Source organism: Gammaproteobacteria bacterium, from assembly GCA_013003425.1.
Lineage (GTDB): Bacteria > Pseudomonadota > Gammaproteobacteria > Steroidobacterales > JABDKV01 > JABDJB01.
In genome coordinates this window covers 79,320-105,372 of sequence record JABDJB010000056.1, presented here as the reverse complement: position 1 = coordinate 105,372, position 26,053 = coordinate 79,320, and the positions used below count along the sequence as shown (strand labels likewise).

The following is a 26,053-nucleotide window of genomic DNA, read 5'->3' as shown; positions in this document are numbered from 1 at the left end:
TAGCAGACACTTGATTGACACGCATGCGCGCTTTACTTTCTGTCAATGAGTGACGGCCGCTGGCAATTCTGGATCGACCGCGGCGGTACATTTACCGATGTCATCGCCTGCAGCCCCGACGGTGCGCTCACCACCCGCAAACTGCTATCGGTCAATCCGCGCCGCTACAAGGATGCCGCGGTGGCCGGAATTTGCCAGATACTTGGCCTTCCCGAAGACGAGACCACGCTGCCGGCTGAGCGGCTGGCAGCGGTGAAAATGGGCACCACCATCGCCACCAATGCCCTGCTCGAACGCGAGGGTGCGAAAACCGTGCTGGTTACCACACATGGCTTTGGCGATGCATTGCGTATTGGCTACCAGAATCGCCCGGATATTTTTGCCCGCCAGGTGGTCCTGCCCGATCTGCTGCACAGCGAAGTTATAGAAGCGTCCGAACGCATCGCTGCAGATGGCACGGTGCTCGCTGAACTCGATCATGCTGCGCTCGAGTCAAAGCTGCGCGCGGTCCGGGCCAGCGGCATCGATGCGGCTGCCATAGTGTTCATGCATGCCTGGCGTTATCCGCAGCACGAGGTCGAGGCAGCTGAAATCGCCCGCGCCTGTGGTTTCAGCCAGGTGTCGGTCTCGCACGAGGTCGGGGCACTGATCAAGCTGGTCGGTCGTGGCGATACCACCGTGGTCGACGCCTACCTGTCACCGTTGATCCGCAACTACGTTAACGGAATTACATCGCGGCTCGGTATCGAGACTGATGCTGCAGCCCGGCTGATGTTCATGCAGAGCAGCGGCGGCCTGACCGATGCCGGCCGTTTCCGCGGCAAGGATGCGATTCTGTCCGGTCCGGCCGCGGGCGTGGTCGGCATGGCGCAAACCGCGGCGCGGCTGGGAGAGTCGCGGGTAATCGGCTTCGATATGGGTGGCACCTCGACTGACGTATCGCTGTACGACGGTCACTACGAACGCAGCTATGAGACCCACGTCGCCGGGGTACGCCTGCGCGCACCGATGATGCAAATTCATACCGTTGCTGCCGGTGGTGGCTCGGTGCTGCGGTACGCCGATGGACGCATGCAGGTCGGTCCGGCCTCCGCCGGCGCCGATCCCGGCCCGGCCTGTTATCGCAACGACGGCCCGCTGACCCTGACAGATGCCAACGTCATGCTCGGCAGGCTGCGCCCGGAATACTTTCCGGCCGTATTCGGCGCTGACGGCGATGAACCCCTCGACGTGACCGTGGTACAGGAGCGGTTCGGACAGCTGGCAAAGCAGATCACCGCGGCAGGCAGCACGCCGGTTGACGCCGCCACTGTTGCATCCGGCTTCGTGCGCATCGCAGTACAAACGATGGCAAACGCGATTCGCCGGATATCGACCCGGCGTGGCCACGACACGCGCGACTTCACGCTTGGCTGTTTTGGTGGTGCCGGCGGCCAGCATGCCTGCCAGGTCGCCGATGCAATAGGGGCAACGCGCATCCTGGTACATCCGCTCGCCGGGCTGATGTCTGCTTACGGCATGGGTCTGGCCGACCTGCGTGGTTCGCGCCAGCAGACCGTCGGTATCGAATTAACCGAAACGGGCCTCGCCGGACTGGCGTCACAGGTTGCCGCAATGGCCGGTGAACTGGCGGCGGAAATGCACGACCAGCAAGTGGCTGTCGAGCACCAGTCAACAACAGTGACCCTGCTGGTACGTTACCGCGGCGCCGATACTGCGTTACCGGTCCCTGCCGGCGAGTGCTCCGCCGTAGAGCAGCAGTTCAGCGTGGCACACCAGCAGCTGTTCGGCTTCACACTGCCTTCAACAGCGGCAGTTATAGACAGCGTGGAGGTCGGAATCGTCGGGCGCACCGCGCAGCCTGTCGCACAGCTGACCGCAACAGGAACCCAACCGGCGCGGCCCGCTGCATTTCACCCGGTCGTATTTGCCGGTGAACAAAAGCAGACGCCATTTTTTCGCAGAGACCAGCTTGCGGCGAAACAGCAAATCAGCGGGCCGGCGGTTATCGTCGAGGACAACGCGACAACCCTGGTAGAGCCCGGCTGGCAAGCCGACGTCCTGCCCGAAGGCTCACTGCTGTTGCAGCGGACAGCCGCACGGCCACCGGCACACGCGGCCGGAACCGATGCCGACCCCGTGCTGCTCGAAATTTTCAATCACCTGTTCATGCATATCGCTGAACAAATGGGTGCGGTGCTGGCGCGCACTGCCAAGTCGGTAAATATCAAGGAACGCCTGGATTTTTCCTGTGCGGTATTTGATACCAGCGGCAGCCTGGTGGCCAATGCACCGCACATGCCGGTGCACCTGGGTTCGATGGGCGAAAGCGTGCGTGCCGTCATTGCCGCCAACGGAAAGCAGATCCGCGCCGGCGATGTATACGCGCTCAATGCGCCCTACAACGGTGGTACCCACCTGCCGGATATCACCGTCGTTACCCCGGTATTCTCCTCTGCCGGCGAACGCCTGTTCTTCGTCGCATCGCGTGGCCACCATGCCGATATCGGCGGCATTACACCGGGTTCGATGCCGCCTGACAGCACGCATGTCGACCAGGAAGGCATACTCATCGACAATTTCCTGCTGGTACGCGACGGCAGATTCCGCGAGGCCGCCGTGCGCGAGCTGCTGGGTTCCGGCCGCTGGACGGCACGCGATCCGGACCAGAACGTTGCCGATCTCAAGGCCCAGGTTGCGGCCAATGAGCGTGGCGTCAGCGAGCTGCGCGCCGCCATCGGGCACCATGGCCTGGCTACGGTGCGTGCCTACATGCAGCACGTGCAGGACAACGCGGCCGCGTCGGTGCGACGGGTCATCAGCAAACTGCGCAACGGCAGCTTCCGCTACGAGCTGGATAACGGCCTGCATATACAAGTTGCGATCCGCGTCGATCGTGACTCGGGAACCGCCGAAATCGATTTTGACGGCACGTCGCCACAGAGCGACAGCAATTTCAATGCCCCGCTGCCGGTGTGCCGCGCTGCCGTGCTGTACGTGTTTCGTACGCTGGTCGACGACCCGATACCGATGAACGCCGGTTGCATGCGTCACATCAGGCTGCTGGTACCGCAGGGCAGTCTGCTCGATCCGGCCTACCCGGCCGCGGTGGTTGCCGGCAATGTGGAAACCTCACAGTGCATCGTCGATGCGCTGTACGGCGCGCTCGGGGTCATGGCCGCTGCCCAGGGCACAATGAACAACCTGACGTTTGGCAACGAGCGTTACCAGTACTACGAAACTATTTGCGGCGGAACCGGTGCGGGCCCTGGTTTTGCCGGTACCGCTGCGGTGCACAGCCACATGACCAATTCACGCCTGACCGACCCGGAAATACTTGAGTGGCGCTACCCGGTCGTGGTGCGCGAGTTTGCGTTACGGCCGGATTCGGGTGGCGCCGGGCGCTGGCGCGGTGGCGACGGTGTGCGCCGTGTTATCGAAGCGCGCGAACCAATGAGTCTGTCGATCCTCTCCAATCATCGCCGCGTCGCACCCTTCGGGCTGGCCGGTGGCGGCCAGGCCGCAACCGGCCGCAATTGCATCCGGCGCAGTGACGGCACCGTTGAGGAACTGGGGTCGACTGCCACTGCGGCGGTCAGCGCCGGCGATGCAATAATTATCGAGACGCCGGGTGGCGGCGGCTATGGCAGGCCCTAGCGCGAATCGAGCGGTGGTACATCCCGCTGGGCGGCGCCACAGTACAGCTGACGCGGCCGGCCAATGACCATGCGCGGATCCGACACCATTTCCATCCAGTGCGAGATCCAGCCTACCGTCCGGCCGATGGCGAACATGACGGTAAACATCTCGTAAGGGAAGCCAAGTGCCTGGTAGATGATGCCGGAATAGAAATCGACGTTGGGATAGAGCTTGCGTTCGACGAAGTAATCGTCCTTGAGCGCGATCTCCTCGAGCCGCATGGCCAGTTCCATACGTGGATCGTCACCGTACTTCTCCAGCACCTGGTCGGCCATCTTCTTGATGATGCGGGCACGCGGATCAAAATTCTTGTAGACGCGGTGACCAAAGCCCATCAGGCGAAACGGGTCGTCCTTGTCCTTGGCCCGGGCGATGAACTTCTCGATGTTCGCGACGCTGCCAATTTCGTCGAGCATCCGCAGCACCGCCTCGTTCGCACCGCCATGCGCCGGCCCCCACAGGCTGGCGGTTCCGGCGGCGATCGCACCAAACGGATTTGTCTGCGATGACCCGGCGAGGCGCACCGTCGAGGTCGACGCATTCTGCTCGTGGTCGGCATGCAGCAGGAACAGCACATCCAGCGCTCTTTCCGCTACCGGATCGGGTTCGTACTGCTCGGTCGGCTTGCCCCACATCATCCACAGGAAATTTCCGGTGTAGCTCAGTTCGTTGCGTGGATAGAGCACAGGCTCGGACTTGGAGTGCTTGTAGGCTGCCGCCGCTATGGTCGGCATTTTTGCAATCAGGCGATGCGCCGTAGTCAGCCGCTGCTCCGGATCGTGAATATTGAGCGAGTCATGATAAAACGCTGACAGCGAACCCACGACGCTGGTGAGAATCGCCATCGGATGGGCATCATAGCGGAAGCCGCTGAGGAAACTGCGCAGCCCTTCATTAATCATGGTATGCGAACGGATCTTGTCGACAAACGTGTCGCGTTCGTCGCGACCCGGCAAATCACCATGCAGCAGCAGGTAACACACTTCGAGAAAACTGCATTGCTCGGCCAGCTGCTCGATCGGGTAGCCGCGATAAAGCAGTTCGCCCTTGGCGCCATCAAGATAAGTGATTTCGCTGCGGCAGCTGGCGGTGGCCTTGAACCCCGGATCGAAGGTAAAACAGCCGAGCTCCTTCTGGATCGACCGCACGTCGAGCACGGGAGACCCGCAGGTGCCATCGAGCAGCGGCAATTCCACTGATTTGCCGGTGGTGTTGTCTGTCAGGGTAATTGTCTTGTTTGCCATTTCGTACCTTCGTCAGGACGCGCGGCTGCCCTGCCATCGCGTGGGGCGGTAATAATAAACAAGCAGCCTGCAATGAGGAAATTTATCGACCTGACGATCAGCTTACACAGACTTACAGCGGCGTTGCGGGCGCAGTCAATAGCTCAGGGCGCGCAATCGCGCCATCAAACTGGCAGGAGTACTTGATCGCGGTGCAACGCTGCAGCGCAGCGTTGACTGGTGCCCGGCAGCCGCCGTCAGATGAAAAAACCTGTCGCGGCAAAGCCGTCAGGCGTCAGGCCGGATCGGTGGCGTACGACTTGTTGCGCACGACGATACCGCCCTTTTGATCGCAGATCAGCCCGTCGGATTGCAGATTTTTCAACACCCGGCAGACCATCTCGCGCGAGCAGCCGGTCAGGCGGGCAAGCTGCGGCCGCGTCACCCGCACCCGACGACCCTCATCGACAACTTCAGCATCCGGCTCTTCGCATAGTCGCAGCAGGACATGTGCGACCCGCCCGGTCACGTCAAGAAAAGCCAGGTCGCCGAGTTTGGCGTCGGTGCGTTGTAACCGGATCGCCATCTGAGTAGCAATTTCCACCACCAGGTCAGGATTGCTATGCGCCAGCGCCTTGAAGCGGCTGTAGCCCAGTTCACCGATAACGCAATCTGTGCGTGCACGAACCCAGGCGCTACGCGATGATTGTTGTTCGTTGAAAAAACCCATCTCGCCAAAAAAGTGGCCGCTGTTGAGATAGGCAAGCACCATGTCGCGGCCACGTTCGTCTTCAATAATCACTTCCACCGAGCCTTCGAGCAGGTAGAACAACCGGTCCGGCAGGTCATTGACCTTGATGATCATGGTTTTTGCCGACACCTCACGGGTGCGACAGTGGGCGAGAAACTGCGACAGGGTACCGCCGTCCAGCCTGCCGGTCGGTGGGCTTTTCATCTAGGCTCCATGGGCGCACACACCCAAGCTGAGCACTTCATATAGCGGTTCGGAATGACCGGCCACCGGGTGCGGTGGTTCAGTGCACGCGTGACCATTGCAGAACGGTGAGATCATCAGCTTCAACCTCCAGGTTATCGGCCAGCATATTGCGCACGTCAGCATCTTCGAATTCCGACTCGGAATAACGCATCACTTCGACGATGCCGCTGAACTCGCTGTAACCGTCCTGGCTACCGTCCACAACAAGGAAATGTGTGTAATACTTTTCCTCCATATGGCACAAATTATTAGAGTGCCCCTGAACGTACTGTGAACAAGGCCGCAAAAACCGGCGGCCGCAATACCTGCTTTAAGTCTTGTGAGACACCGTTCACACCTGGCGGAAAAAAAATGTGACCACTGCACTGTATCGACACAAGTTATGTCTGCTCCATGATGCCGGACCAGGACACCCGGAAAGCCCGTCACGGCTGCAGGCAATCGAAAAACAACTGGAGACTGACAAGCTGCTGGAGCAGGTCCTGCTGCTCGAGCCGCCGGTTGCACAACGCGAAGACCTGGTCGCAATACACGACCCGGCCTATGTGGAGAAGATTTTTTCGACGGCGCCATCCAGCGGCCTGGTGCATCTCGACGGCGATACCGCAATGAACCCGCATTCATTGCAGAGTGCGCTGCTGGCAGCTGGCGCCGTAATCGACGCAACCGAACGCGTACTAAGCGGCAGACTCGATAACGCTTTTTGCTGCGCCCGACCACCGGGGCATCATGCGGAATACGGTCGCGCCATGGGCTTTTGCCTGTTTGGCAATGTGGCTGCCGGCGCAGCATACGCCCTGCAGCGGCATCAGCTGGATCGCGTTGCCATAGTCGATTTCGACGTGCATCACGGCAACGGTACCGAAGACATTTTTCGCGATGAGTCGCGGGTACTGTTCTGCTCCAGTTTCCAGCATCCTTTTTATCCCTACACCGATATCAGCAATCCCGGCGACAATGTCGTCTATTCGCCACTGCCGACAGGCTCGGGCAGCAGCGAGTTTCGCACCGCCATCGAACGCGACTGGCTGCCGGCACTACGGCGGCAGCAGCCACAGATGATTTTTGTCTCAGCAGGGTTCGACGCGCATCGCGACGACCCTCTTGGCGGCTTGCTGCTGGACGATGACGACTTTAGCTGGGTTACGCGCCAGCTCGCGGCGCTGGCCGGTGAACTTTGCAACGGCCGCATGGTTTCGACGCTGGAGGGCGGTTATGACACCGCCGCACTGGGGCGCTGCGTGTCACGCCATGTCAGCGAGCTGCTTGCCGCAGGCCAGGCTTAGTCACCGGCAAGTATGCCGTCGACGGTACGCACCGCGAGCGGGTGATAGCCGGGACGCGCAACAGCGTAGACGCGACGCGCAAAAGCCGCGCCCTTGTCGCTTTTCACCAGCTCTTCGTACAGCGGCGTAATAAGTTTGCGCCGGCCGATCGAAACCAGGTATTTCTCCAACCGTTCGTAAGCAGGCTCATAATCGTTACGCACAGCAATCAGCAGCCAGCTGTGGGCAATCTCGTTATTTGCCGACTGCGTCAGTGTGAAAGCGGTATCCAGCTCGTTGAGCTGATCGCTGCCCAGCCTGGCGGGAAGATTGTTCAGGAAATAAAGCCACTCATGCACGGTCCATTGCCCGGTGCGGATATCGCTGGCCTTCACCTCGCCAGCCAGCCAGTCCGCGCTCTGAGCCGCAACCCGTTCGAACGCATCTGATTCCGGCACGACGACGTTTGACGGCATGCCGGGCTTATAAACCCATGTCCGGATGGCCTCCATATCCATCACGCCGGGATATGCGTCCAGCAGGTTTTTCTCGAGGTATTCCAGGAACACCTCGGTGGTGATGCTGCGAAACGCAAACGCGTCAAAATACTGCTGCAGGAATGCGTCGAAGCGATCCCGCCCGTATGCGTGCTCCAGCGTTGTCAGGAACAGCTGGCCCTTGGTGTAGGGGATATTGGAAAACACGTCATCCGGGTCTTTACCGCGCAGGTCGATGGCCAGGATCTCTGCACTATCCGGGAGCTCTTCAATCTGTTGCATCACCTTCTGGTAACCCAGCACATTTTCCATGCTGGCCCGGCGCTCGCCATAGATCTCCTCCATGATCCGCGCCTCGAGATAGCTGGTGAAACCCTCGTTCAGCCACAGGTCGCGCCATGCTGCGTTAGTGACCAGGTTCCCTGACCATGAATGAGCCAGCTCGTGGGCGATGAGTGACACCAGGCTGCGATCACCAGCGATGACGGTCGGCGTGATAAACGACAGCCGCGGGTTTTCCATACCGCCGAACGGAAAACTCGGCGGCAAAATCAGCAGATCATACCGGCCCCAGCGATACGGGCCGTACATCTGCTCCGTTGCTATCAGCATCTGCTCGGTTTCAGCAAACTCGTTGGCGGCGGCCGCAACCAGCGATGGCTCGGCATAAACGCCCGTGCGCTGCCCCATGGGCTCGAAGACCAGGTCGCCTATACCCAGGGCAATGAGATACGACGGGATTGGCTGCGGCATCGAAAACTCGTACACGCCATCACGCGGTGTGTTCAGCTCGTTCGAGGCACTCATTACCGCCAGCAGCTCCGGTGGGGTACGCACCACAGCATCGTAGGTGACCCGTACCGCGGGCGTGTCCTGCAAGGGTATCCAGCTACGCGCGTGTATTGCCTGCGACTGGGTAAAAAGAAACGGGTGCCGTTTGCCAGCCGTCTGCACCGGTGTCAGCCACTGCAGACCGGAAGCTGCGGGCGATGTGCGATAACGCACGCGCACAACGAACTGGTCGCCCTCTCCCGGAAGCTCGACGCGCAGCGCAGCACCCAGGTTTGGATCGGCCGGCGACAGCTCATACCAGGTCTGGCGCCATGAGCCATCCGTCTGCCGCACCTGGACATCCTGGATATCGAGCGCCCGTGTATCCAGCACAACCATCGCCGCTGCCGGCGCAACGCGCTGCACCGTCAGGGTCGCCGTTCCCTTCAGGATTTGCTGTGCAAAATCGGCCGTGAGGTCGAGCGACACATGCGTCAGGTGCGCCTCATTCGGGTTTGCAAATGAGTGATGGTCGTACCCCGGTGGTAACTCAAGGGCCTGTGCTGCTTCCGGCTTTTGCGGCTCTGGTTGTTCGCTATCGGGCGCAGGCTTCACACAGGCAGCCAGAAATACAACGGAACACAACAGGCAATGCATCAGTCGCATCGGTAAATCCTCTGGAATGGAGAGCGGGCCGGCTTACTCAGATGGGGTAGTCGCTCGTGAATAGGCCAGGTCGAATCCGCCAATGCTGACCACATCGCCGTCTTCGAGCGTATGTTTCTTGACGCGTCGCGCATTGACGAACGTGCCGTTTTTGCTGTCGAGGTCCAGCACGTAGTCCTCATCGAGCACCGAGAAAATCTGTGCATGGTGGCGGCTTGCACTACGCGAGTTGATACGGATATCGCAGTCGTGCCGCCGGCCAATCATGATTTTACGTTTTGCCAGCCGGTACTTGGCGATGCGCTTACCCTTATAGGTAACCACAATCCGGGCGCCGCCGGTGCGTTGTGGGCGCTCGGGTATATCGGATGTCACCGTGTCGGTAGGCTGGACCATATTTATGTTGAATTGCCGCCAGGCTGTCGGCCGACGCTGACACGCCGCCGCAACTGGCCAAAAGATACCATAAGTGCCCGGAACTGTGCGGATTGCCACGAAATAACGGCTTTTGCTGTGATGCCCATCACGGACCCTGTTCTGTGCAATTGAGATGATCTGGTTCGTATATATGTGCCACTGGGATGCACAAATATACCGCTATCAACAGGGTCAAAATGACGGGCGAATTGTTACAAACCGCCAGCTACGCGTTCAACGTGCACGCGCTGCCGACCGCAGCCGCGGTGGCCGTCGTTTTTGGCGTCAGCCTGGCCACGCTGGTGCGGGAGGCGCGCTCACCTGCGGCACCCGCATTCGCTGTCGTTGCGGTCGCCATGTTTACCTGGATGATCGGATCGACAATCATGTACCTCGCAGCCACACCGTCTGCTGCTGATTTCTGGGCGCGCTTTGGCACTATCGGCGTCGTCTTTACCCCGGCCGCGGCACTGCTGTTTACCAATGTCGTTATCGATGCGGGTCCACGCTTGCGGCGGCTGGCCTGGGCCTGTTGTGCAATATCAACGGTTTTTGTCATAACGGCATTTCTCTCACCACACCATATTTCATCCGTCGAACTGCGCTGGTGGGGCTTCTACCCGCGCTATGGCTCAATCGGCATTCTGTTCATGCTTTACGTGGCGGTTGTGCTCAGCCTGTGTGTGGGTCTGCTGTGGCTTACCTTCCGCGCTGCCAGTAAAGGCGACACACAACGCAACCGGGTGCGCCTGCTGATGGTCGGAATAGCAGTGGCCAGTGCCAGCAGCGTCGACTTTCTGGCCACCGTCGGAGTGCCTTCGTACCCGGTCGGGTTTTCGATGATCCTGTTCCTGTTCTGTGTAATTGCCTACGTTACATGGAACTACCGTCTCTACGACATCACGGCTGCCCTGGCTGGGCAGCGAATCATCGACACCATGACTGATGCGCTGGTCGTCACTGATGCCGACGGAATTATCAGGCTGCTCAACCCGGCAGCGTGCGAACTGCTGGGCGCACCTGAAGAAGAGCTGCTCGACACCTCGTTTCAACCTGGCCAGCAGCTACAGCGCGACAGCGAGACACGCGAGCGGCTGGCGCGTGGCGAAACTCTGCGCAATGTCGAAACACGCTTTCGTCACCCCAACGGCGAACCGCTGACTCTGAGCATGTCGGCATCGGTACTGCATGAGGGCGGCAAGACGCAGGCCCTGATATACGTGCTTTGCGACATATCCGCCCGCAAGGAGGCCGAGGAACGTATCCGCTTCCTGGCCTACAACGACTCACTCACCAAGCTGCCCAACCGGCTTTTCTTTGATGAGCGGCTCGCCGCCACTCTGGAAGAGGCGCGCCATGCCAACAAGACGGTTACGGTGCTTTATTTCGACGTCGATCGTTTCAAGCGTATCAATGACACCCTGGGTCATGATGCCGGAGATGAGCTGTTGTGCTGCGTGGCCAATCGATTGAGCGTGCTGCTGGACGATCATGACATCGTGTCGCTCGACCACTCACGCCCCCTGGGTGGCATCCTCGCACGGCTCGGTGGCGACGAATTCGCCCTGGCCCTGGATGACGTTACCCAGATCATGGAAATACGCCGGGTAGCACAGGGATTGCTGGACACATTTTCGGAGCCGTTTACCCTTGGCGACCAGGATGTTTTCTGCAGCACCAGCATCGGCATCTCGCAGTACCCGCGTGACGGCGAAGATGTACACACCCTGCTGAAAAATGCCGATACGGCCATGTATCACGCCAAAGACGCAGGACGCAACAACTACAAGTTCTACAACGAGTCGATGTCACCGGTGACGCTAAGCCGCCTCGACCTCGAGAGCGACCTGCGCAAGGCACTCGAAAGAAACCAGTTCGAGTTGTTCTACCAGCCACAGGTCGATATCCGCACCGGGCGCATCTTCGGTGCCGAGGCACTGCTGCGCTGGCACCACCCCGAACGCGGCACGGTGTCGCCGGCAGAGTTCATACCGCTGGCCGAAGAAACCGGGCTGATTATCCCGATCGGTCAATGGGTGCTGCAGGAAGCCTGCAACCAGGCCAGGTTGTGGCATGACGCCGGCTTTACCGAGTTCAAGATGGCGGTCAACCTGTCGGAACGACAGTTCCGGCAGAACACCCTGGTGCTGGTCGTTTCCCAGGCGTTGGCGAAATCGGGCCTCGATCCGGCCGCGCTTGAACTGGAACTCACCGAAGGCACGATCATGCGCAATGCTGAAGATACGGTGTTCACCCTGACAGAGCTGAAATCCATGGGCATGCACATCTCGGTGGACGATTTCGGCACAGGCTATTCCTCGCTCAGTTACCTCAAGCGTTTTCCCATCGACGTTATCAAGATCGATCGCTCGTTCGTGAAGGACATCACCACCGACCCCGACGACGCCGCTATTACCGCGTCAATCATCGCCATGGCTCGCTCGCTGAAGCGCGATGTCATTGCAGAAGGCGTCGAGACGATGGAACAGGCGCATGCGTTGCGCAATCGCGGCTGTGTCTTTATGCAGGGTTTCATGTTCAGCCGGCCGCTCAACGCTGCCATGATGTTGAACATGCTGGAGACAAACGCAACAGAGACCAACGAAGCCAATATCGCCCAGCTCGCCTGACCACACCGCGCGCGCCTGCCGGCTACGCTACACTCCCATACATGAAATATCGCCGTCTTGGCAGCAGCGACCTGCAGGTGTCCGAAATCGCGCTGGGCTCCTGGCTCACTTACGGTGCCGGAATCGAAGCCGACACGGCACGTGCCTGTGTCAGCCAGGCTTTCGACTGCGGCATCAACTTCATTGACACAGCCAATGTGTACGCGCAGGGTGCCGCCGAGTCTTTCCTGGGCGACGTACTAAAAGCTTACCCGCGCAGCGACTATGTGCTGGCAACCAAACTGTACTTTCCGATGTCGGACACCGATCGCGGCTTGTCTGCGCAGCAGATACACAAGCAAATCGATGCCTCCCTGCAACGCCTGCAAACCGACTACGTCGACCTGTACCAGTGTCACCGCTACGACGAGGACACGCCGCTGGACGAGACCATGCAGGCGCTGACCGAAGTCGTTGCGGCAGGCAAGGCGCGCTATATCGGCTTCAGCGAATGGCGACCGCAACAGATACAGGCGGCGCTCGATATCCCTGACGTGACGCGCTTTGTATCGAGCCAGCCGCAGTACTCAATGCTGTGGCGCGATCCCGAGGCGGAAGTCATGCCGCTGTGTGCAGCGAACGGTATCAGCCAGATCGTCTGGTCACCGCTGGCCCAGGGTGTACTGACGGGAAAATACCGGCCCGGATCTCCGCCGCCGCAGGATTCGCGCGCGGCCAACGACAGCATGAACGAGTTTATTGGCTGGCTCACCAAAGAAAGTGTACTCGAAGGCGTGCAGCGTCTCAGGCCCATTGCAAAGGAACTCGATCTTTCCATGGCACAGCTGGCGCTGGCATGGGTGCTGCAGCAGGACAACGTCGCGTCCGCAATTATCGGCGCCAGCCGGCCACAGCAGGTAATCGACAATGCCGGCGCCGCCGGTGTCAGCCTCGGTGATGATGTTCTGAGGCGAATTGACTCAGCACTTGCTGGCTGAGCAGGCTACCGCCCGCCCGGGTGCGTCGTCAGGGTCATCGTTCAGGTCATTGGGCCACCGTTTTTGCGGATTCGTCATCCTGGTCGCGCACAAAGATCTGCTCGATCGGCAAGGCGAAAACTTCGGCAATGCGGAACGCGAGTGGTAAGGACGGATCGTACTTGCCCGTTTCAATTGCGTTTACGCTTTGACGAGAGACGTCCAGCTGCCGGGCCAGATCCTCTTGCCTCCAGTTGCGCTCAGCGCGCAGGACCTTGAGCCGGTTCTTCAACCCATTTCTCCCCACGCGCCATGCGTGAGCCTGTTGACCAGACCACCAAATGCAAAGCCAACAAACCACATGACCACGAAATAGAGGGGTTTCAGATGCGCGACGAGCTCAAACTCCTCAAGGAACCCCCAGACTGTTGCAAACGAGAGCGCAATGCCGGTGGCGATAATCCACTGGCGGATAACCAGCATGCGGATGAATTCATCTTTCTGCTCGATGATCAGCATGCCGAAAGCATAGAAGGCGCCGAGCATGGCAAATCCGGGAATCAGAGCGAGCACCCAGACCAGAGGGCCATCAACGAGTGCATTCGTCGTGAGGTACCGGGCTATGGCGAGAGCGACCAGCACTACAGCCATCGAGCTACCGAGCCGGATGAGGTAGCGGCGATTGGGCCTGGAAGAAAAGTTGAACCCCATGACAAGCTCCCTTGAAATAATGTAAGGTTACCTTTACATTTTTCACTCTGGATGTCAAGCACACTTGACTCAACCTGCCACGCTATATAGCACGGAAATCTGGTCGCCGGGGGGCCCGGGATTTTACAAAAACGTTGTCAGGCTTTGCGAATCGTGCGGCCGGTGTGGTCGGTCCATTCCTGCAGCACCTGCTCGCCACAACGGCGGCACACCTGCGGCTGCACGGATCCGACCAGTTCACCGTCGGCATCGAATTCAGCGGACGCCGGGCCGCTATTGTCGAAGCGCCAGCTGCCGATCTTGCGGCAATGCGGACAACGCAGGAACTCGCGGTTTACGGCAGCAGTGTACAGCGCCACCACGATGACGCCGATCAGCCCTGCAACCAGCCAGATCACCTCATTCGCGTACGAACCTGAGCGTCATCCGGTCGCTTTCGCCGATAGCCATGTACTTTTCGCGATCCACATCTTTCAGCCGCAATGACGGCGGCAGCGTCCAGACGCCCTCGGGGTGATCTGCGGTGTCCTTCGGGTTGGCGTTTATTTCGCTTTTTGCTGCCAGGCGAAACCCGGCGGCTTCCGCCAGGCCGACTACCTTCGCCTCGGTGATATAGCCTTTTGCGGCATCCAGCGGCGTACCCGGTCTGGCGCGATGCTGCACCACTCCCAACACCCCACCGGGCTTGAGCATCCGATGAAACCCGGCGAAGGCTGCTTCTGCAGCCCCTTCGCTGCGTAGCCAGTTGTGCGTGTTGCGAAACGTAAGGACCAGGTCAGCTGACCCTGCCGGTGCCGGATCGACATGCCCGGGCGGTGCAAAGACTGTCACCTTGACCCGATCGTAATGCTCCGGGTGCGCAGCCAGCTTCTCCTGGTACCGCACTGCATTGCGACGGTAATACTCGCGCTCCGACTCGGGATCGTAGCTGCCGGCGTAGTATGCACCTGACTCGCGCAGAAACGGCGCCAATATTTCCGTGTACCAGCCGCCACCGCCCGGCGATACCTCCACAACGGTCATGTCCGGACGTATACCAAAGAACATCAGCGTCTCTACCGGGTGCCGGAACTGATTGCGCGCCACATTGGCGGCAGAACGATGCTGGCCAACAGCCAGTCGTGTCAGGGTGGCCTGGATCGCGTGCGTGTCGCCGCGATGGTGGGCCGCATGCGAAGCAGCAATCATCAGTAGTGCGGCGCACAGTGCCAGTAGTGTTCTATTCAGCATTTCCTGCTCCGGGGCGAGATGGCGGCGCTAGAATATGCCAGATGAGCTCGAACCTGCTCAAGTCGATTTTTATCAGCGTCTATGCCGCCTATATATTTGCCGGTGCGCTGACGGCTTTGCTGGCGTTACAGCGCGGTTTTGACCTTGCCTGGTCGGGCGCGGCCCTCGCCCACCTGCCGATGGCGGTGCTTTTTTCGCGCCTGCTGCTGCTGAAAAACCTGCCACGCTCACATCGCTGGCTGCCAACGACAACTGCGCTCACCGCCACTGGGGCGGTTATCGCCGCCTACGGATTCTTCGCGAACAACAGCGTCGCCGGGGTGATGGGCATCGTCGCGCTGGTCGGTTACCTGATTTACCTGTTGTGGTATTCACAGTTCAGCCGATCGCCGGCCGGCGCCTTGCAACCAGGCCGAAAACTGCCTGACTTCAGCGCTGTCGACAGCACTGGCGACAGCTTCAGCCCGGCAGACCTGGCCGGCAGGCCCGCGGTGCTGCTGTTTTTTCGCGGCAACTGGTGCCCGCTGTGTATGGCGCAGGTCAGGGAAATTGCCGCCAGCTATCGGCAGCTTGCCGAGCGCGACATCGAAGTTGTGCTGATCAGCTCGCAGTCGCCCGAAAAAACAGCCCGGCTGGCGCGGCGCTTTGATGCGCCCATGCGTTTTGTCGTAGACCGCAATAACGCCATCGCGCGCCAGCTGGGGATTGCATGGCAGCACGCCCTGCCCTTTGGCATGCAGCTGCTTGGTTACCGCTCGGAAAGCGTTTTGCCTACTGCCATCGTTATCGACAGCGCTGGCCGCATTGTGCTTGCGGACCAGACCGACAACTACCGGATACGACCCGAGCCCGCGACATTCATCGCCGCCCTGGAAGAATCAGTCGGGTAGACGCACAGTGCCGGCTACACGGCGATGGGAAATACTGCCGCTGCCGTCGTCGCCCACCAGGAAATCGCCGCCGACATCGGCAACCGAGATAGACCCGGAACCATCGTCGACAATTTCGACGCTACCGCCGACATCATCTATCCGGATACTGCCGGAACCATCCTTGACCAGCACCGAGCCGGTTACCTCTTCGATATCGATGGAGCCAGAGCTGTCATCGACGCGCAGGTTGCCACGCACATTTTCGACCGTTATCGAGCCGGAAGAATCGTCTATGGTCACCGCGCCACCGGCATCAATAATCGTGATGCTGCCGGACCGGTCACGCACTTCCAGCGCGCCGACGCGCCGTACTTTCATCGAGCCACTGGTGTCGTCGATATTGACATCGATGCCTGCCGGCACCGTGACGACCAGGTTGAGCGCTGCATAGTCGTCCGTGTAGTCGCGCGGCAAATCAGTGTCGAGAATAATTTTCCGGCCCTTGCTCTTCAGGCCCCACTGCACGTCGTCGAGCAGCGCCTCTTTGGTTGCGCAGGCCGTCGCATCAACCGTGATCTGTTTTGCGCCTTTCTCGCCGACAACCTCCAGAGATCCGGCCAGCGCGTTGATCTCGACCAGCTTCGCGCGACCCAGCCTGATGCTGTCGCTGCTGACAGCTTCGTATTTGCACTGCTCCCAGCCGTGGGCGCTCGCACCGCACAACAATCCGATAACCAGTAATGACAGGGTACGCATGAGCTCTCTCCGTGGTTCGGTTACAGAGGTAGGATGCACCTCGCCCCCCCGGGGTTTAAGCGCGGGCGCGATTCAGCCGGCGGCGCAGAAAGCGTCTTCTATATGGCGTATCTTGGCGGATTGCGGCAGCCGGTAAAACCGCCGCAGCTCACACAGCATTCCCGGCCGCCGTACCCGGCGCAGAAAGCGGCGATACAGCGCCCTGCAGTATTTGCCGGCGTACATGCTGGCGTGACGATAGCGCTCCAGCGCCTGCTCACCGAGCTGTGGATCGAAACGCGGCGTGTCGAACAGGCGGCGATGCAGCTCGCCGGCATCGCCAGCTCCCTGGCGCGACAGCAGGTGCAGCGCCATGACGAACTTGTCGATTTCGGCCTGCATCTCCAGCTCCATGAGCGTGACGCTCTTGTCGTGGCGTGCATTCCAGGCCAGGTACAGAAAATGGCTGATGCCTTCGACGACCAGGCAGAAATCCGCCAGGTTGAGATGATGCAGGTCGACCAGTGGATTGCGCGCCTGCAAACGTCGCAGCAGACCGGCATCCAGGTAAAGACTCAGGTCGACATACTCGCCATCTTCGGCGACCAGAAGTTTTTCCTTAACCGCGCGATGGCCCGCGGCGCCGTGCAGCGCGTCAGCCAGGCCGCGGTCGGTGATCAGGAAATCGGCCACATCATGTCCGGCCGACACATCGTAGATCTGTTGCAACAGCTGCTGGATGCCGCCCGGCAGATTGGCCTGAGCGTTCACTGGGAGCTCAGGCTTACCGCAAAGAAACTGGGCTCTACACCCAGGCAGCGCAACTGCGCCGCCGCCCGTGGGCTGCCGGTACGTATCCAGATCTCGTACAACCGCAACACGTCTTCGTCATTATTGCCGCACGCCATCGCGCTGACTTCATTCAATACATCGACAAAAGCGGGAAACTTCTCCGCCAATTCGACAAAGACTTCGCGGAAAGCGGAAAAATCGCGGGTGCTCTCGGAAAGATGGCCATAGGCACCGCCGCCCATCGAGATGTAGTAGTCGACGTCGACCAGCCGGCGGCTGAAACTGTGCGCAAAAAAGCCAGCCATGAAAAGCGCAACATCGCCGAGCCTGCGCAATGCGCGGTCACGGTCATGTACCGAGTTGGCTTCGAGGGCATCGGCCAGCATGAAAGCGAGCGGACGGATCGAGCGACCACCAGCGTCTGCTTCGTCGTAGAGTTCTTCGGACCGCGAAAATAGTGTAAGCAGGTTGACGATGTAATAGGCAGTCTGGTCTGCCGCTGCTACCCGCTGATTGGCGAGCGCGGCATCCAGTGAGTCGTGAAAGAACTCACGCAGGTTCGCGACTGTAACTACCCTGGTCTTGTCACCCATTGCCTGTTTAGACTCCGCGGTAAACACCCTGTTCCGAGTATATGCCTGAAAAAACAGGGTATTTCGTGACCATGATCACGTTTCCGCACTACTTTGCCCGGATTTTCCGCGCTGCGTCAAGCGGCACCGGGGAATCTTGGCGACCGTGTGCGCGCAGCGTAGTATTGACTGTTCGCGTCAGGGGGTGGCGCGACCCGCCGTTATCGAACTATCTGAAGAGACAAGAGTGAGCAAATACACCTCGCAGCAAATTCGCAACATTGTGCTCGCCGGCCATGCCGGCGCCGGAAAAACCCTGCTGGCCGAATCGTTGCTGGAAGCAGCCGGTGCCATCCCCAGCAAAGGTGAACTCAGTCGCGGCACTACGGTGTGCGACTTTGACCCGAAGGAAAAAGAACTCGGTCACTCGCTGGAAACTTCACTGTGTCACTTTGACCACGATAATATCCACGTAAACCTGATCGACACGCCGGGTTACCCCGATTTCCTCGGCCGCTCAATCGCAGTACTGCCGGCCGCCGAGACCGTCGCAGTTGTGGTCAACGCGCAGTCGGGCGTGGAGCTTTCGACACAGCGCATCATGGAGGCAGCCGCAGGATACGGTATGTGCCGCATGGTGATTATCAACCGGATCGACGCGCCCGATGCCGACCTGCACGGCGTATTGCGACAGGTGAGAGAAGTATTCGGCAATGAATGCCTGCCGCTGAACCTGCCGGCTGGCGGTGGCTCCAAAGTTGCCGACTGCTTTTTCGAGATGTCAGAGGAAGAAACCGACTTCGCCTCGGTGGCGGCCGCTCATACCGAGATGATCGACCAGGTTGTCGAGGTCGACGAAAAACTGATGGAGATCTACCTGGAACAGGGCGAAGAACTGAGTCTGGAGCAGCTGCACGATCCCTTCGAGCAGGCGCTGCGTTCGGGACACCTGGTGCCGATCTGTTTTACTTCGGCCGAGACCGGTGTCGGCGTGAAGCAACTGCTGAATGTTTTTGAAAAGTTGATGCCAAACCCGATGGAAGGCAATCCACCGCATTTTCTCAAGGGCGAAGGCAGCGAAGCCGTTCCCGTCGATGTTGCGCCTGACCCCGACAAGCACGCGCTGGCGCACGTGTTCAAGGTAACCGTCGACCCGTTTGTCGGCAAGCTCGGCATCTTCCGTATCCACCAGGGCACGATCACACCAAATACACAGCTGTACATCGGCGATGCCCGCAAGCCGTTCAAGGTGGCGCATCTGCTGGCGCTGCAGGGCAAGGAGCACGTAGAAGTATCACGTGGCATCCCCGGCGACATACGCGCCGTAGCCAAGATTGACGAGATCGAATTCGATTCGGTGCTGCACGATTCGCACGACGAAGATAATTACCACCTCGAACCAGCTGCAGCGCCACCGCCGATGTATGGCCTGGCCATCGAGCCGACACGCCGTGGTGACGAACAGAAGATTTCCGAAGCGCTGCACAAGCTGGCGGCGGAAGACCCGACCCTGGTAATCGAGCACAACGCCGTGGCAAACGAGACTGTGCTGCGCGGTATGGGAGAGCTGCATCTGCGCATCGTGATGGAGCGCATGAAGGAGCGCTACAACGTTGAGATAGAGACTCACCCCCCGAGCATTCCGTACCGCGAGACCATTCGCACCAGTGCGGAAGGGCATCACCGTCACAAGAAACAGACCGGCGGTGCCGGCCAGTTTGGTGAAGTCTTCCTGCGCATAGAGCCGCTCGCACGCGATGAGGGCTTTGAGTTCAAGAACAAGGTCGTAGGCGGCTCGATACCATCACAGTTTATTCCGGCGGTTGAAAAAGGGGTCCGCCAGGTGCTTGCGGAAGGGGCGGTCGCCGGTTTTCCGCTGCAGGATATCCGGGTCACCGTTTACGACGGCAAACACCACCCGGTCGATTCCAAGGAAGTCGCTTTTGTAGCAGCCGGCAAAAAGGCCTTTACCGGGGCGGTCAGCAAGGCCAAACCGGTTTTGCTTGAACCCATCGTTAATATCGAGATCCTGGCCCCGAGCGATTCCATGGGCGATATCGCCGGTGACCTGTCAGCGCGTCGTGGCCGCATCAGCGGCAACACCGTGCGGCCGAGTGGCGAAGTGGCTATTGCCGGTCAGGTACCGCTGGCTGAACTGAACGATTACCAGTCGCGGCTGAAATCCATCACGGGCGGCGAAGGCTCCTACACGATGAACTTCAGTCACTACGACCCGGTACCGCCACAAACGCAGAAAGATCTGCAGTCGGCATTTCAGCCCGGCAACGACGACTGACGTCAGCCCAATACCTGCCCCAGCCTGCCGGTGAGTATCGCCAGGTAATTGCCCAGTGCGTAACCGATCATCGCCATCAGTATGGATGCGGGCACCAGCGATTCGCGGTGATGTGCCGCGACAATCGGTGCAGACGCGGCACCACCAATGTTGGCGGCCGAAGCAATCGCCAATGTGTGCACGTCGACACGGAAAAACCAGGCGGCCGCCAGCACGAATGCGCCGTGAATAAAAATCCACACGTAGGCCATCAGGGCAAAGGCACCGATGGATTCGAGACTGGCGTTGCTCAGGTCCATCGTTGCACCGATACGCGCGACGTACACATAGATTATTGCCATGGCGATCGGGTGTGCAGCCGGCAGCGAGCGCGCCGGCGTAGTCGATGCCACAAGGGCGAATGTGGTCACCAGCAGGATCAGCCAGGTGCTGGCGCTGATCACCTGTGCGCCGGCAAGGTAAACGGGCGGCAGCTTGTCTGACAGCGCCATCGATACCCAGGTAATGGCCAGCGCCAGCAGTGCCAGGTAAAGCAGCGAGGTCATGGTGGGCGCATCCTCGCTGTGGTCCAGCTCCGCAGCAGCCTGGTCCATCATGGCAATGCGATCAGGCGACACGCGGGCCCAGCGATTAAAGCGCTCGGCAAAGGCTTTCGAACCGAGCAGTATCGGCAGCCACACCAGGTACACCAGCTGGTCTGCGGCAGCGGCCATTGTCATGTGCTCGCCGGTACCGTCCAGTGCAGCATGCGCTGCTGTCATGTTGCCGGTACCTCCGATCCAGCTGCCCGACAGCGTGCCGAAAGCCTTCCAGCTGTCCTCGGGTAACGGGAACTTCAGGACAAAGCCGTCCGGCGTGGTCAGCAGCTGGCCAAGCGTGTACGCCACCACCCCGCCGAGCACGACGCCGATGCTGCCAATCAGCATGACGAACACGCCCTTGCCCATGATGCGCACCGCGCCGACGACGTCGACCTTTATCAGCATCAGCACAATAAACAACGGCAGCCCGTAGGTACGCAGGAAGTCGTACGCACCGTTCTTGAACGGGATCAGGCCCAGGTTCGACAGGAAAACCGGTGTTGCATAGATGAATATCAGCGGCGGCAGGTAGTTGAACACTTTCCATCGCGTGGCCTTCTCCAGCCAGAACCAGAATCCGACCACGGCGATCAGCACGGTCATCACGCCGGCCGGCGATTCAATGAGCGGTGTATTCATAAGCCCTCCCATGCGCCTGCTGAATCGTCCATCAAAGACAGTTGTAATTCAACATAACAGGTCGCCCTGCGGGTGAATGTTCTACTTTCAACTGCAGCAACTACGTGTTTTTGACTTAACAGAATGTCTAAAGCCGGCACGTTTTATGACGATATTTAGTATTGGTTCGCAGACAAAACTGGTGTGCTGCGGTATTGTTCGCGCACTTCACTGAAAGGAATCTTGAGGATGCTGAAGAAACTCTTAATGACTGTGACGGCCGCAGCTGTGCTCGGTACGATTGGCTATACCGCGATGGCCGTAACCATGGTGTACAAGGCCGACGCCAACACGGTGCTGAGTTTCTCTGCCAGTGACAGGGTTCCACTGCTGCCGCGCACGCTGGCCGGCTGGCGGGTCGAGTCCTGGACCAGCTGCCCGGTTATGGACCGCGACGTCAACGCACTCGGCCAGACCTTGCGTGGCTATGGTGTCGAAGGTTTCGACCCGCATCGTGTGCTGGCAACCGCCGGCCACCTGATTGCACTGGGATGTGACCTTAACCAGCGCAGCCTGACCGGGCACACGCCGCTGCACGAGGCCATCCTCTACAACGAACCTGATGTCGTGCGTTTCCTGCTGGCTCACGGCGCCGATGTATCGGTGACCATCGAAGCCGGCAACAACGCTGTGATGAAGTTCTTCAGCGGCCTGGATTCCCTCGGCTACGCCGAAGCCCTGCAGGCCAAATCCAGCCACGCCGAAAACCGCGAAGAAATCGTGACGCTGCTGCGCGGCTTCCGCCGCGGCTGAGCGCCGTCTACGGCGGCGGGGTTTTCACGTCGCCGTCATCCACGTCCTTTCCCGGCTGACCGCCGCCGATATTGCGCTGCAATATTTGGCCAGCGCGGGCTTTGCATTACACTCGGGAGCAGACGCGTTGCCGGCGCGTCAGCAGCTGGAGCGGCCCCGGTGCCGCACGCCTTTTCAAACCAATACAGGAGGGCGCGATATATGCTCGCAGAATCGGAGGGGATGAACCTCGACAGCATGTATGGTCAGAATCACGACATCTACCACGAATTCCCGGAACACACCGAACAAATTGACAAGCTGAAGACAGCAGACCTCGACTTTGCGCGATTGGTCGAAAACTACACACGAATAAACAGAGAAGTCATCCGCATCGAGCAGTGTGTCGAACCGCGCGATCATTTTTATCTCGAAGAACTGAAAAAGAAGCGCCTGGTGCACAAAGACAGGCTGTATGCGTTTTTGCGAAGCTGATTTTTCCAGACGTCAATCAGAAGCCAGGCCCACAGGGCCTGGCTTTTTAGTGCCTGATGACTGACCCGCACGCCCCGAAAACACGACGCGCCGAATTCCGATTCTACGAGGAACTGAACGACTTTTTGCCTGCAGACAAACAGCGGCTCTCATTCGTCCATGAGTTCAGCGGCACACCGGCGGTCAAGGACGCTATCGAGGCGCTGGGCGTGCCGCACACCGAAGTCGACCTGATATTGGTAGGCGATATCCCGGTCGAGTTTTCTCACCGGCTGGAAGGCGGTGAGCGTGTTGCCGTCTTTCCGGTATTCGAACGCCTCGATATCTCTCCCGCCACGCGGCTGCGGCCGCGACCACTGCGCCAACTGCGCTTTGTGCTGGATGTGCACCTCGGCAAGCTGGCGCGGCTGCTGCGGCTGGCCGGATTCGACAGCGTCTACCGCAATGACCTGGATGACCTGGAGATCATCGAAATCGCCGGTCGCGACAAACGCACGATACTGACGCGCGACAAGGGAATACTGAAGCATGCCCGGGTGACGCATGGCTACTGGGTGCGCGATACGGACCCGCCGGAGCAGCTGCGCGAAATCGTCGACACCTTTGACCTGCGCCGCAGCCTGCGGCCGTTCTCGCGCTGCATGGAATGCAATGGCGCCCTGCGTGTTGCCGATGACGGCGACATTATCGATCGCGTTCCCTTTTCGGTGCTCGTTGCCTTCGACGAATTCTGGCAGTGCGAAAGCTGCCAGCAGGTTTACTGGAAAGGCTCGCACTACCGGCAGCTGGAATTGCTGCTGGATCAAATCTGAGACGCCGACAGCTCTGTTACAATCGCGCCGATGGATATTGAACAGGATTCAGACACAGAAACCACCGAACAACCGGGCCCCGGCAGCGGCATCATTCTTGCCTCCGAGACTCTGCCACCGTCGATCAGCCTGCTGCCCGTCGAGGCGCGGCCGTTCTTTCCCGGACAGGCGATACCGCTGGTAATAAATGAGCAATGGGAAGCCACGATACGCGCGGTGCTCGAGACTGAGCAAAAGATAGTAGGGATTGTGCTGTTGCGTGACGGCGCCGCGCAGCCGCCGGTACCGACTGATTTTCACCGCATGGGGACCGCCTGCCGGCTGCACCGGGTGCAGCGCGCCGATGGCCAGCTGCAGGTACTGCTCGAGGGGCTGCAGCGCTTTCGTATCGGCGACTGGATATCACGTAAACAACCCTATACCGCCAGCGTGACCTATTTCCCCGAAACCCGTTATGCGCGAGCCGAAGAAATAAAAGGCTATGCCGTTGCGATTATCAACACCATCAAGGAACTGCTGCCGCTGAACCCGCTTTACGGCGAGGAGCTGCAGGTGTTCCTGCAGCACTTTAATCCCAACGAGCCCTCGCAGCTCGCCGATTTTGCCGCAGCAATGACCACTGCCAGCCGCAAGGAACTGCAGGAAGTTCTGGAAACAGTGCGTATCCTGCCGCGGCTCGAGCGGGTCTTGAGCCTGATGAACAAAGAGCTTGAAGTCGCACGCTCACAGATGGCCATACGCAAGCAGGTCGAGGAAGAACTGCAGGGCCGCCAGCGCGAAATGTTCCTGCGTGAGCAACTGAAGGCAATCCAGAAAGAGCTGGGCATCTCAAAGGATGACCGCACCGCCGAGCTGGACGAGTTCCGCGAGCGCATCGCGGCGCGCGAGTTTCCCGAGCATGCAAAAACGCGCCTCGACGAGGAGATGAAAAAACTCGGCATGCTCGAAACCGGTTCGCCCGAGTACGCCGTAACCCGCAACTACCTCGACTGGCTCACCTCGCTGCCGTGGGGTGTGTACACCGACGATCAGTTCGATCTGGCCCGGGCCCGCAAGGTGCTCGACCGCGACCACGAGGCGCTGGACGACGTAAAACAGCGCATCATCGAGTTTCTCGGTGTCGGCATCATGCGTGGCGAAATCGCCGGCTCGATCCTGCTGCTGGTGGGCCCGCCCGGCGTCGGCAAGACATCGCTGGGACGGTCCATTGCCGAGGCGCTGGGACGGGACTTCTACCGTTTCTCTGTCGGCGGCATGCGCGACGAAGCCGAGATCAAGGGCCACCGTCGCACCTACATCGGCGCCATGCCGGGCAAGTTCATCCAGGGCATCAAGGAAACCGGTTCGGCCAACCCGGTGATCATGCTCGATGAAATAGACAAGATCGGCGCGTCGTATCGTGGTGACCCGGCGTCCGCGCTGCTTGAGGTACTGGACCCGGAGCAAAACGATTCATTTCTGGATCACTATCTCGACGTGCGCTTCGATCTTTCCAAAGTGCTGTTTATCTGTACCGCAAACCAGCTCGACACGATTCCCGGCCCGCTGCTGGACCGCATGGAGACAATTCGCCTGTCCGGCTACCTGACCACTGAAAAACTTGCCATCGCCAGCCGCCACCTGCTGCCGCGTCAGCTGCAACGGGCCGGCATCGACAAGAGCAAGCTGCGTATCGACCGCGCTGCCGTGCGATTGTTGATCGAGGGTTATGCGCGCGAGGCCGGCGTGCGCAAGCTGGAAAAACAGCTGGGCACCATCGTGCGCAAGGCGGTGATCAAACTGCTGGAAAAGACAAAACCACCGATACGGGTACGCAAGGCTGATGTTTTGGAATACCTCGGCCGGCCGGTGTTTCGCGAAAGCAAACGCATGAGCGGCGTTGGCGTGGTTACCGGGCTGGCATGGACGCCGCTTGGCGGCGATACGCTGGCGATCGAGGCGACACGTATTCACGAGTTCAGCCGTGGTTTCAAGCTGACCGGCCAGCTTGGCGATGTGATGCGCGAATCCGCCGAGATTGCCTACAGCTATTCAATTTCACACGCGGAACGATTCGATATCGACCACGATTTTTTCGAAAAGGCCTACATCCACCTGCATGTTCCGGCCGGCGCGACCCCGAAGGATGGCCCCAGTGCGGGCATCACCATGACCACCGCATTACTTTCACTGGCATCGCGCCGGCGTATTCCCGCGGCACTGGCGATGACCGGCGAGATGACACTGACGGGTAAGGTACTGGCGGTCGGCGGTATACGCGAAAAAGTCGTTGCCGCCCGCCGCGCAAAAATAAAGCGCATCATCATGCCGGAAGCCAACGAGGGCGACTTCGAAGAGCTGCCGGACTACGTCCGGCGTGGCATCACCGCTCACTTCGTCGCTGATTTCACCCAGGTCGGCGAAATCATCTTCCCCGGCTAGCGGGG

Annotated in this window: 23 protein-coding genes; 10 read left to right on the top strand and 13 right to left on the bottom strand. The window is 59.8% G+C overall.

The window, feature by feature from the left end:
• The first annotated feature begins 45 nt into the window (after positions 1–45).
• Positions 46–3,657: a 5-oxoprolinase gene (locus HKN06_08620; protein ID NNF61378.1), complete on the top strand. Its 3,612-nt coding sequence runs from the start codon at positions 46–48 to the stop codon at positions 3,655–3,657.
• Here the strand turns inward: HKN06_08620 and HKN06_08615 are convergent.
• The 3 genes from HKN06_08615 to HKN06_08605 form a co-directional block, all read right to left on the bottom strand.
• The gene (locus HKN06_08615) at positions 3,654–4,943 is read right to left on the bottom strand and encodes a citrate synthase (GenBank protein NNF61377.1); all 1,290 of its coding nucleotides are present in this window, start codon (positions 4,941–4,943) and stop codon (positions 3,654–3,656) included. The genes HKN06_08620 and HKN06_08615 overlap by 4 nt on opposite strands.
• A 274-nt stretch (positions 4,944–5,217) precedes the next feature.
• Positions 5,218–5,877, bottom strand: coding sequence for a cyclic nucleotide-binding domain-containing protein (locus HKN06_08610; GenBank protein ID NNF61376.1), 660 nt, complete (start codon positions 5,875–5,877; stop codon positions 5,218–5,220).
• A gap of 79 nt (positions 5,878–5,956) precedes the next feature.
• Positions 5,957–6,154 (bottom strand): hypothetical protein, encoded by a 198-nt coding sequence (locus HKN06_08605; protein ID NNF61375.1) that lies wholly within the window; start codon positions 6,152–6,154, stop codon positions 5,957–5,959.
• 118 nt (positions 6,155–6,272) lie between these two features.
• Between HKN06_08605 and HKN06_08600 the strand changes: the two genes are divergently transcribed.
• Entirely contained in the window at positions 6,273–7,205 is a 933-nt protein-coding gene (locus tag HKN06_08600; GenBank protein NNF61374.1) for a histone deacetylase family protein, read from the top strand.
• Here HKN06_08600 and HKN06_08595 read toward each other — a convergent pair.
• Together HKN06_08595 and HKN06_08590 are read right to left on the bottom strand one after the other, a co-directional pair.
• Entirely contained in the window at positions 7,202–9,109 is a 1,908-nt protein-coding gene (locus HKN06_08595) for a M1 family metallopeptidase (protein ID NNF61373.1), read from the bottom strand. The genes HKN06_08600 and HKN06_08595 overlap by 4 nt on opposite strands.
• Before the next feature lie 42 nt (positions 9,110–9,151).
• Positions 9,152–9,514 (bottom strand): FHA domain-containing protein, encoded by a 363-nt coding sequence (locus HKN06_08590; protein ID NNF61372.1) that lies wholly within the window; start codon positions 9,512–9,514, stop codon positions 9,152–9,154.
• A gap of 218 nt (positions 9,515–9,732) precedes the next feature.
• Between HKN06_08590 and HKN06_08585 the strand changes: the two genes are divergently transcribed.
• A complete protein-coding gene (locus tag HKN06_08585) occupies positions 9,733–12,165 on the top strand; it encodes an EAL domain-containing protein (protein ID NNF61371.1) in 2,433 nt (810 codons plus the stop codon).
• Positions 12,166–12,206: 41 nt separating this feature from the next.
• A complete protein-coding gene (locus HKN06_08580; protein ID NNF61370.1) occupies positions 12,207–13,142 on the top strand; it encodes an aldo/keto reductase family protein in 936 nt (311 codons plus the stop codon).
• Positions 13,143–13,188: 46 nt separating this feature from the next.
• On the opposite strand, the gene HKN06_08575 is transcribed toward HKN06_08580, so the two are convergent.
• The 4 genes from HKN06_08575 to HKN06_08560 form a co-directional block, all read right to left on the bottom strand.
• A complete protein-coding gene (locus HKN06_08575; GenBank protein ID NNF61369.1) occupies positions 13,189–13,413 on the bottom strand; it encodes a helix-turn-helix transcriptional regulator in 225 nt (74 codons plus the stop codon).
• Positions 13,410–13,832, bottom strand: coding sequence for a hypothetical protein (locus HKN06_08570; protein NNF61368.1), 423 nt, complete (start codon positions 13,830–13,832; stop codon positions 13,410–13,412). The genes HKN06_08575 and HKN06_08570 overlap by 4 nt, the downstream gene beginning before the upstream one ends.
• A gap of 137 nt (positions 13,833–13,969) precedes the next feature.
• The gene (locus tag HKN06_08565; GenBank protein NNF61367.1) at positions 13,970–14,230 is read right to left on the bottom strand and encodes a hypothetical protein; all 261 of its coding nucleotides are present in this window, start codon (positions 14,228–14,230) and stop codon (positions 13,970–13,972) included.
• A 1-nt stretch (position 14,231) separates the two neighbouring features.
• The gene (locus HKN06_08560) at positions 14,232–15,059 is read right to left on the bottom strand and encodes a class I SAM-dependent methyltransferase (GenBank protein NNF61366.1); all 828 of its coding nucleotides are present in this window, start codon (positions 15,057–15,059) and stop codon (positions 14,232–14,234) included.
• Between the two features lie 44 nt (positions 15,060–15,103).
• Here HKN06_08560 and HKN06_08555 point away from each other — a divergent pair, with 44 nt between their 5' ends.
• A complete protein-coding gene (locus tag HKN06_08555; protein ID NNF61365.1) occupies positions 15,104–15,952 on the top strand; it encodes a redoxin domain-containing protein in 849 nt (282 codons plus the stop codon).
• Here the strand turns inward: HKN06_08555 and HKN06_08550 are convergent.
• The 3 genes from HKN06_08550 to HKN06_08540 all read right to left on the bottom strand — a co-directional run bounded on the left by HKN06_08550 (position 15,941) and on the right by HKN06_08540 (position 18,054).
• Complete coding sequence (locus HKN06_08550; GenBank protein ID NNF61364.1) at positions 15,941–16,690, bottom strand: hypothetical protein; 750 nt, start codon at positions 16,688–16,690, stop codon at positions 15,941–15,943. The two genes, HKN06_08555 and HKN06_08550, sit on opposite strands and share 12 nt — an antisense overlap.
• A gap of 72 nt (positions 16,691–16,762) precedes the next feature.
• Positions 16,763–17,440, bottom strand: coding sequence for a hypothetical protein (locus HKN06_08545; protein ID NNF61363.1), 678 nt, complete (start codon positions 17,438–17,440; stop codon positions 16,763–16,765).
• Complete coding sequence (locus HKN06_08540; GenBank protein ID NNF61362.1) at positions 17,437–18,054, bottom strand: hypothetical protein; 618 nt, start codon at positions 18,052–18,054, stop codon at positions 17,437–17,439. Before HKN06_08540 ends, HKN06_08545 begins: the two co-directional genes overlap by 4 nt.
• Before the next feature lie 226 nt (positions 18,055–18,280).
• Here HKN06_08540 and HKN06_08535 point away from each other — a divergent pair, with 226 nt between their 5' ends.
• Entirely contained in the window at positions 18,281–20,329 is a 2,049-nt protein-coding gene (locus tag HKN06_08535; protein ID NNF61361.1) for an elongation factor G, read from the top strand.
• Between the two features lie 2 nt (positions 20,330–20,331).
• Here HKN06_08535 and HKN06_08530 read toward each other — a convergent pair whose 3' ends face one another.
• Complete coding sequence (locus tag HKN06_08530; GenBank protein ID NNF61360.1) at positions 20,332–21,549, bottom strand: DUF819 family protein; 1,218 nt, start codon at positions 21,547–21,549, stop codon at positions 20,332–20,334.
• A 246-nt stretch (positions 21,550–21,795) separates the two neighbouring features.
• Here HKN06_08530 and HKN06_08525 point away from each other — a divergent pair, with 246 nt between their 5' ends.
• From HKN06_08525 to lon, 4 genes are all read left to right on the top strand, one after another.
• Entirely contained in the window at positions 21,796–22,341 is a 546-nt protein-coding gene (locus tag HKN06_08525; GenBank protein ID NNF61359.1) for a hypothetical protein, read from the top strand.
• 237 nt (positions 22,342–22,578) lie between these two features.
• A complete protein-coding gene (locus HKN06_08520; protein ID NNF61358.1) occupies positions 22,579–22,815 on the top strand; it encodes a DUF465 domain-containing protein in 237 nt (78 codons plus the stop codon).
• A gap of 56 nt (positions 22,816–22,871) precedes the next feature.
• Positions 22,872–23,627 (top strand): Mut7-C ubiquitin/RNAse domain-containing protein, encoded by a 756-nt coding sequence (locus HKN06_08515; protein ID NNF61357.1) that lies wholly within the window; start codon positions 22,872–22,874, stop codon positions 23,625–23,627.
• 30 nt (positions 23,628–23,657) lie between these two features.
• Positions 23,658–26,048: an endopeptidase La gene (gene lon, locus HKN06_08510; GenBank protein ID NNF61356.1), complete on the top strand. Its 2,391-nt coding sequence runs from the start codon at positions 23,658–23,660 to the stop codon at positions 26,046–26,048.
• The last annotated feature ends 5 nt before the right edge of the window (positions 26,049–26,053 follow it).

Bases quoted from the DNA above. Each gene is read 5' to 3' on its own strand.
- HKN06_08530 (NNF61360.1), bottom strand. From the start codon at position 21,549: ATGAATACACCGCTCATTGAATCGCCGGCCGGCGTGATGACCGTGCTG.
- HKN06_08620 (NNF61378.1), top strand. From the start codon at position 46: ATGAGTGACGGCCGCTGGCAATTCTGGATCGACCGCGGCGGTACATTT.
- HKN06_08585 (NNF61371.1), top strand. From the start codon at position 9,733: ATGACGGGCGAATTGTTACAAACCGCCAGCTACGCGTTCAACGTGCAC.
- HKN06_08590 (NNF61372.1), bottom strand. From the start codon at position 9,514: ATGGTCCAGCCTACCGACACGGTGACATCCGATATACCCGAGCGCCCA.
- HKN06_08615 (NNF61377.1), bottom strand. From the start codon at position 4,943: ATGGCAAACAAGACAATTACCCTGACAGACAACACCACCGGCAAATCA.
- HKN06_08580 (NNF61370.1), top strand. From the start codon at position 12,207: ATGAAATATCGCCGTCTTGGCAGCAGCGACCTGCAGGTGTCCGAAATC.
- HKN06_08525 (NNF61359.1), top strand. From the start codon at position 21,796: ATGACTGTGACGGCCGCAGCTGTGCTCGGTACGATTGGCTATACCGCG.
- HKN06_08605 (NNF61375.1), bottom strand. From the start codon at position 6,154: ATGGAGGAAAAGTATTACACACATTTCCTTGTTGTGGACGGTAGCCAG.
- HKN06_08520 (NNF61358.1), top strand. From the start codon at position 22,579: ATGTATGGTCAGAATCACGACATCTACCACGAATTCCCGGAACACACC.
- lon (NNF61356.1), top strand. From the start codon at position 23,658: ATGGATATTGAACAGGATTCAGACACAGAAACCACCGAACAACCGGGC.
- HKN06_08610 (NNF61376.1), bottom strand. From the start codon at position 5,877: ATGAAAAGCCCACCGACCGGCAGGCTGGACGGCGGTACCCTGTCGCAG.
- HKN06_08595 (NNF61373.1), bottom strand. From the start codon at position 9,109: ATGCATTGCCTGTTGTGTTCCGTTGTATTTCTGGCTGCCTGTGTGAAG.
- HKN06_08555 (NNF61365.1), top strand. From the start codon at position 15,104: ATGAGCTCGAACCTGCTCAAGTCGATTTTTATCAGCGTCTATGCCGCC.
- HKN06_08515 (NNF61357.1), top strand. From the start codon at position 22,872: ATGACTGACCCGCACGCCCCGAAAACACGACGCGCCGAATTCCGATTC.
- HKN06_08550 (NNF61364.1), bottom strand. From the start codon at position 16,690: ATGCGTACCCTGTCATTACTGGTTATCGGATTGTTGTGCGGTGCGAGC.
- HKN06_08540 (NNF61362.1), bottom strand. From the start codon at position 18,054: ATGGGTGACAAGACCAGGGTAGTTACAGTCGCGAACCTGCGTGAGTTC.
- HKN06_08570 (NNF61368.1), bottom strand. From the start codon at position 13,832: ATGGGGTTCAACTTTTCTTCCAGGCCCAATCGCCGCTACCTCATCCGG.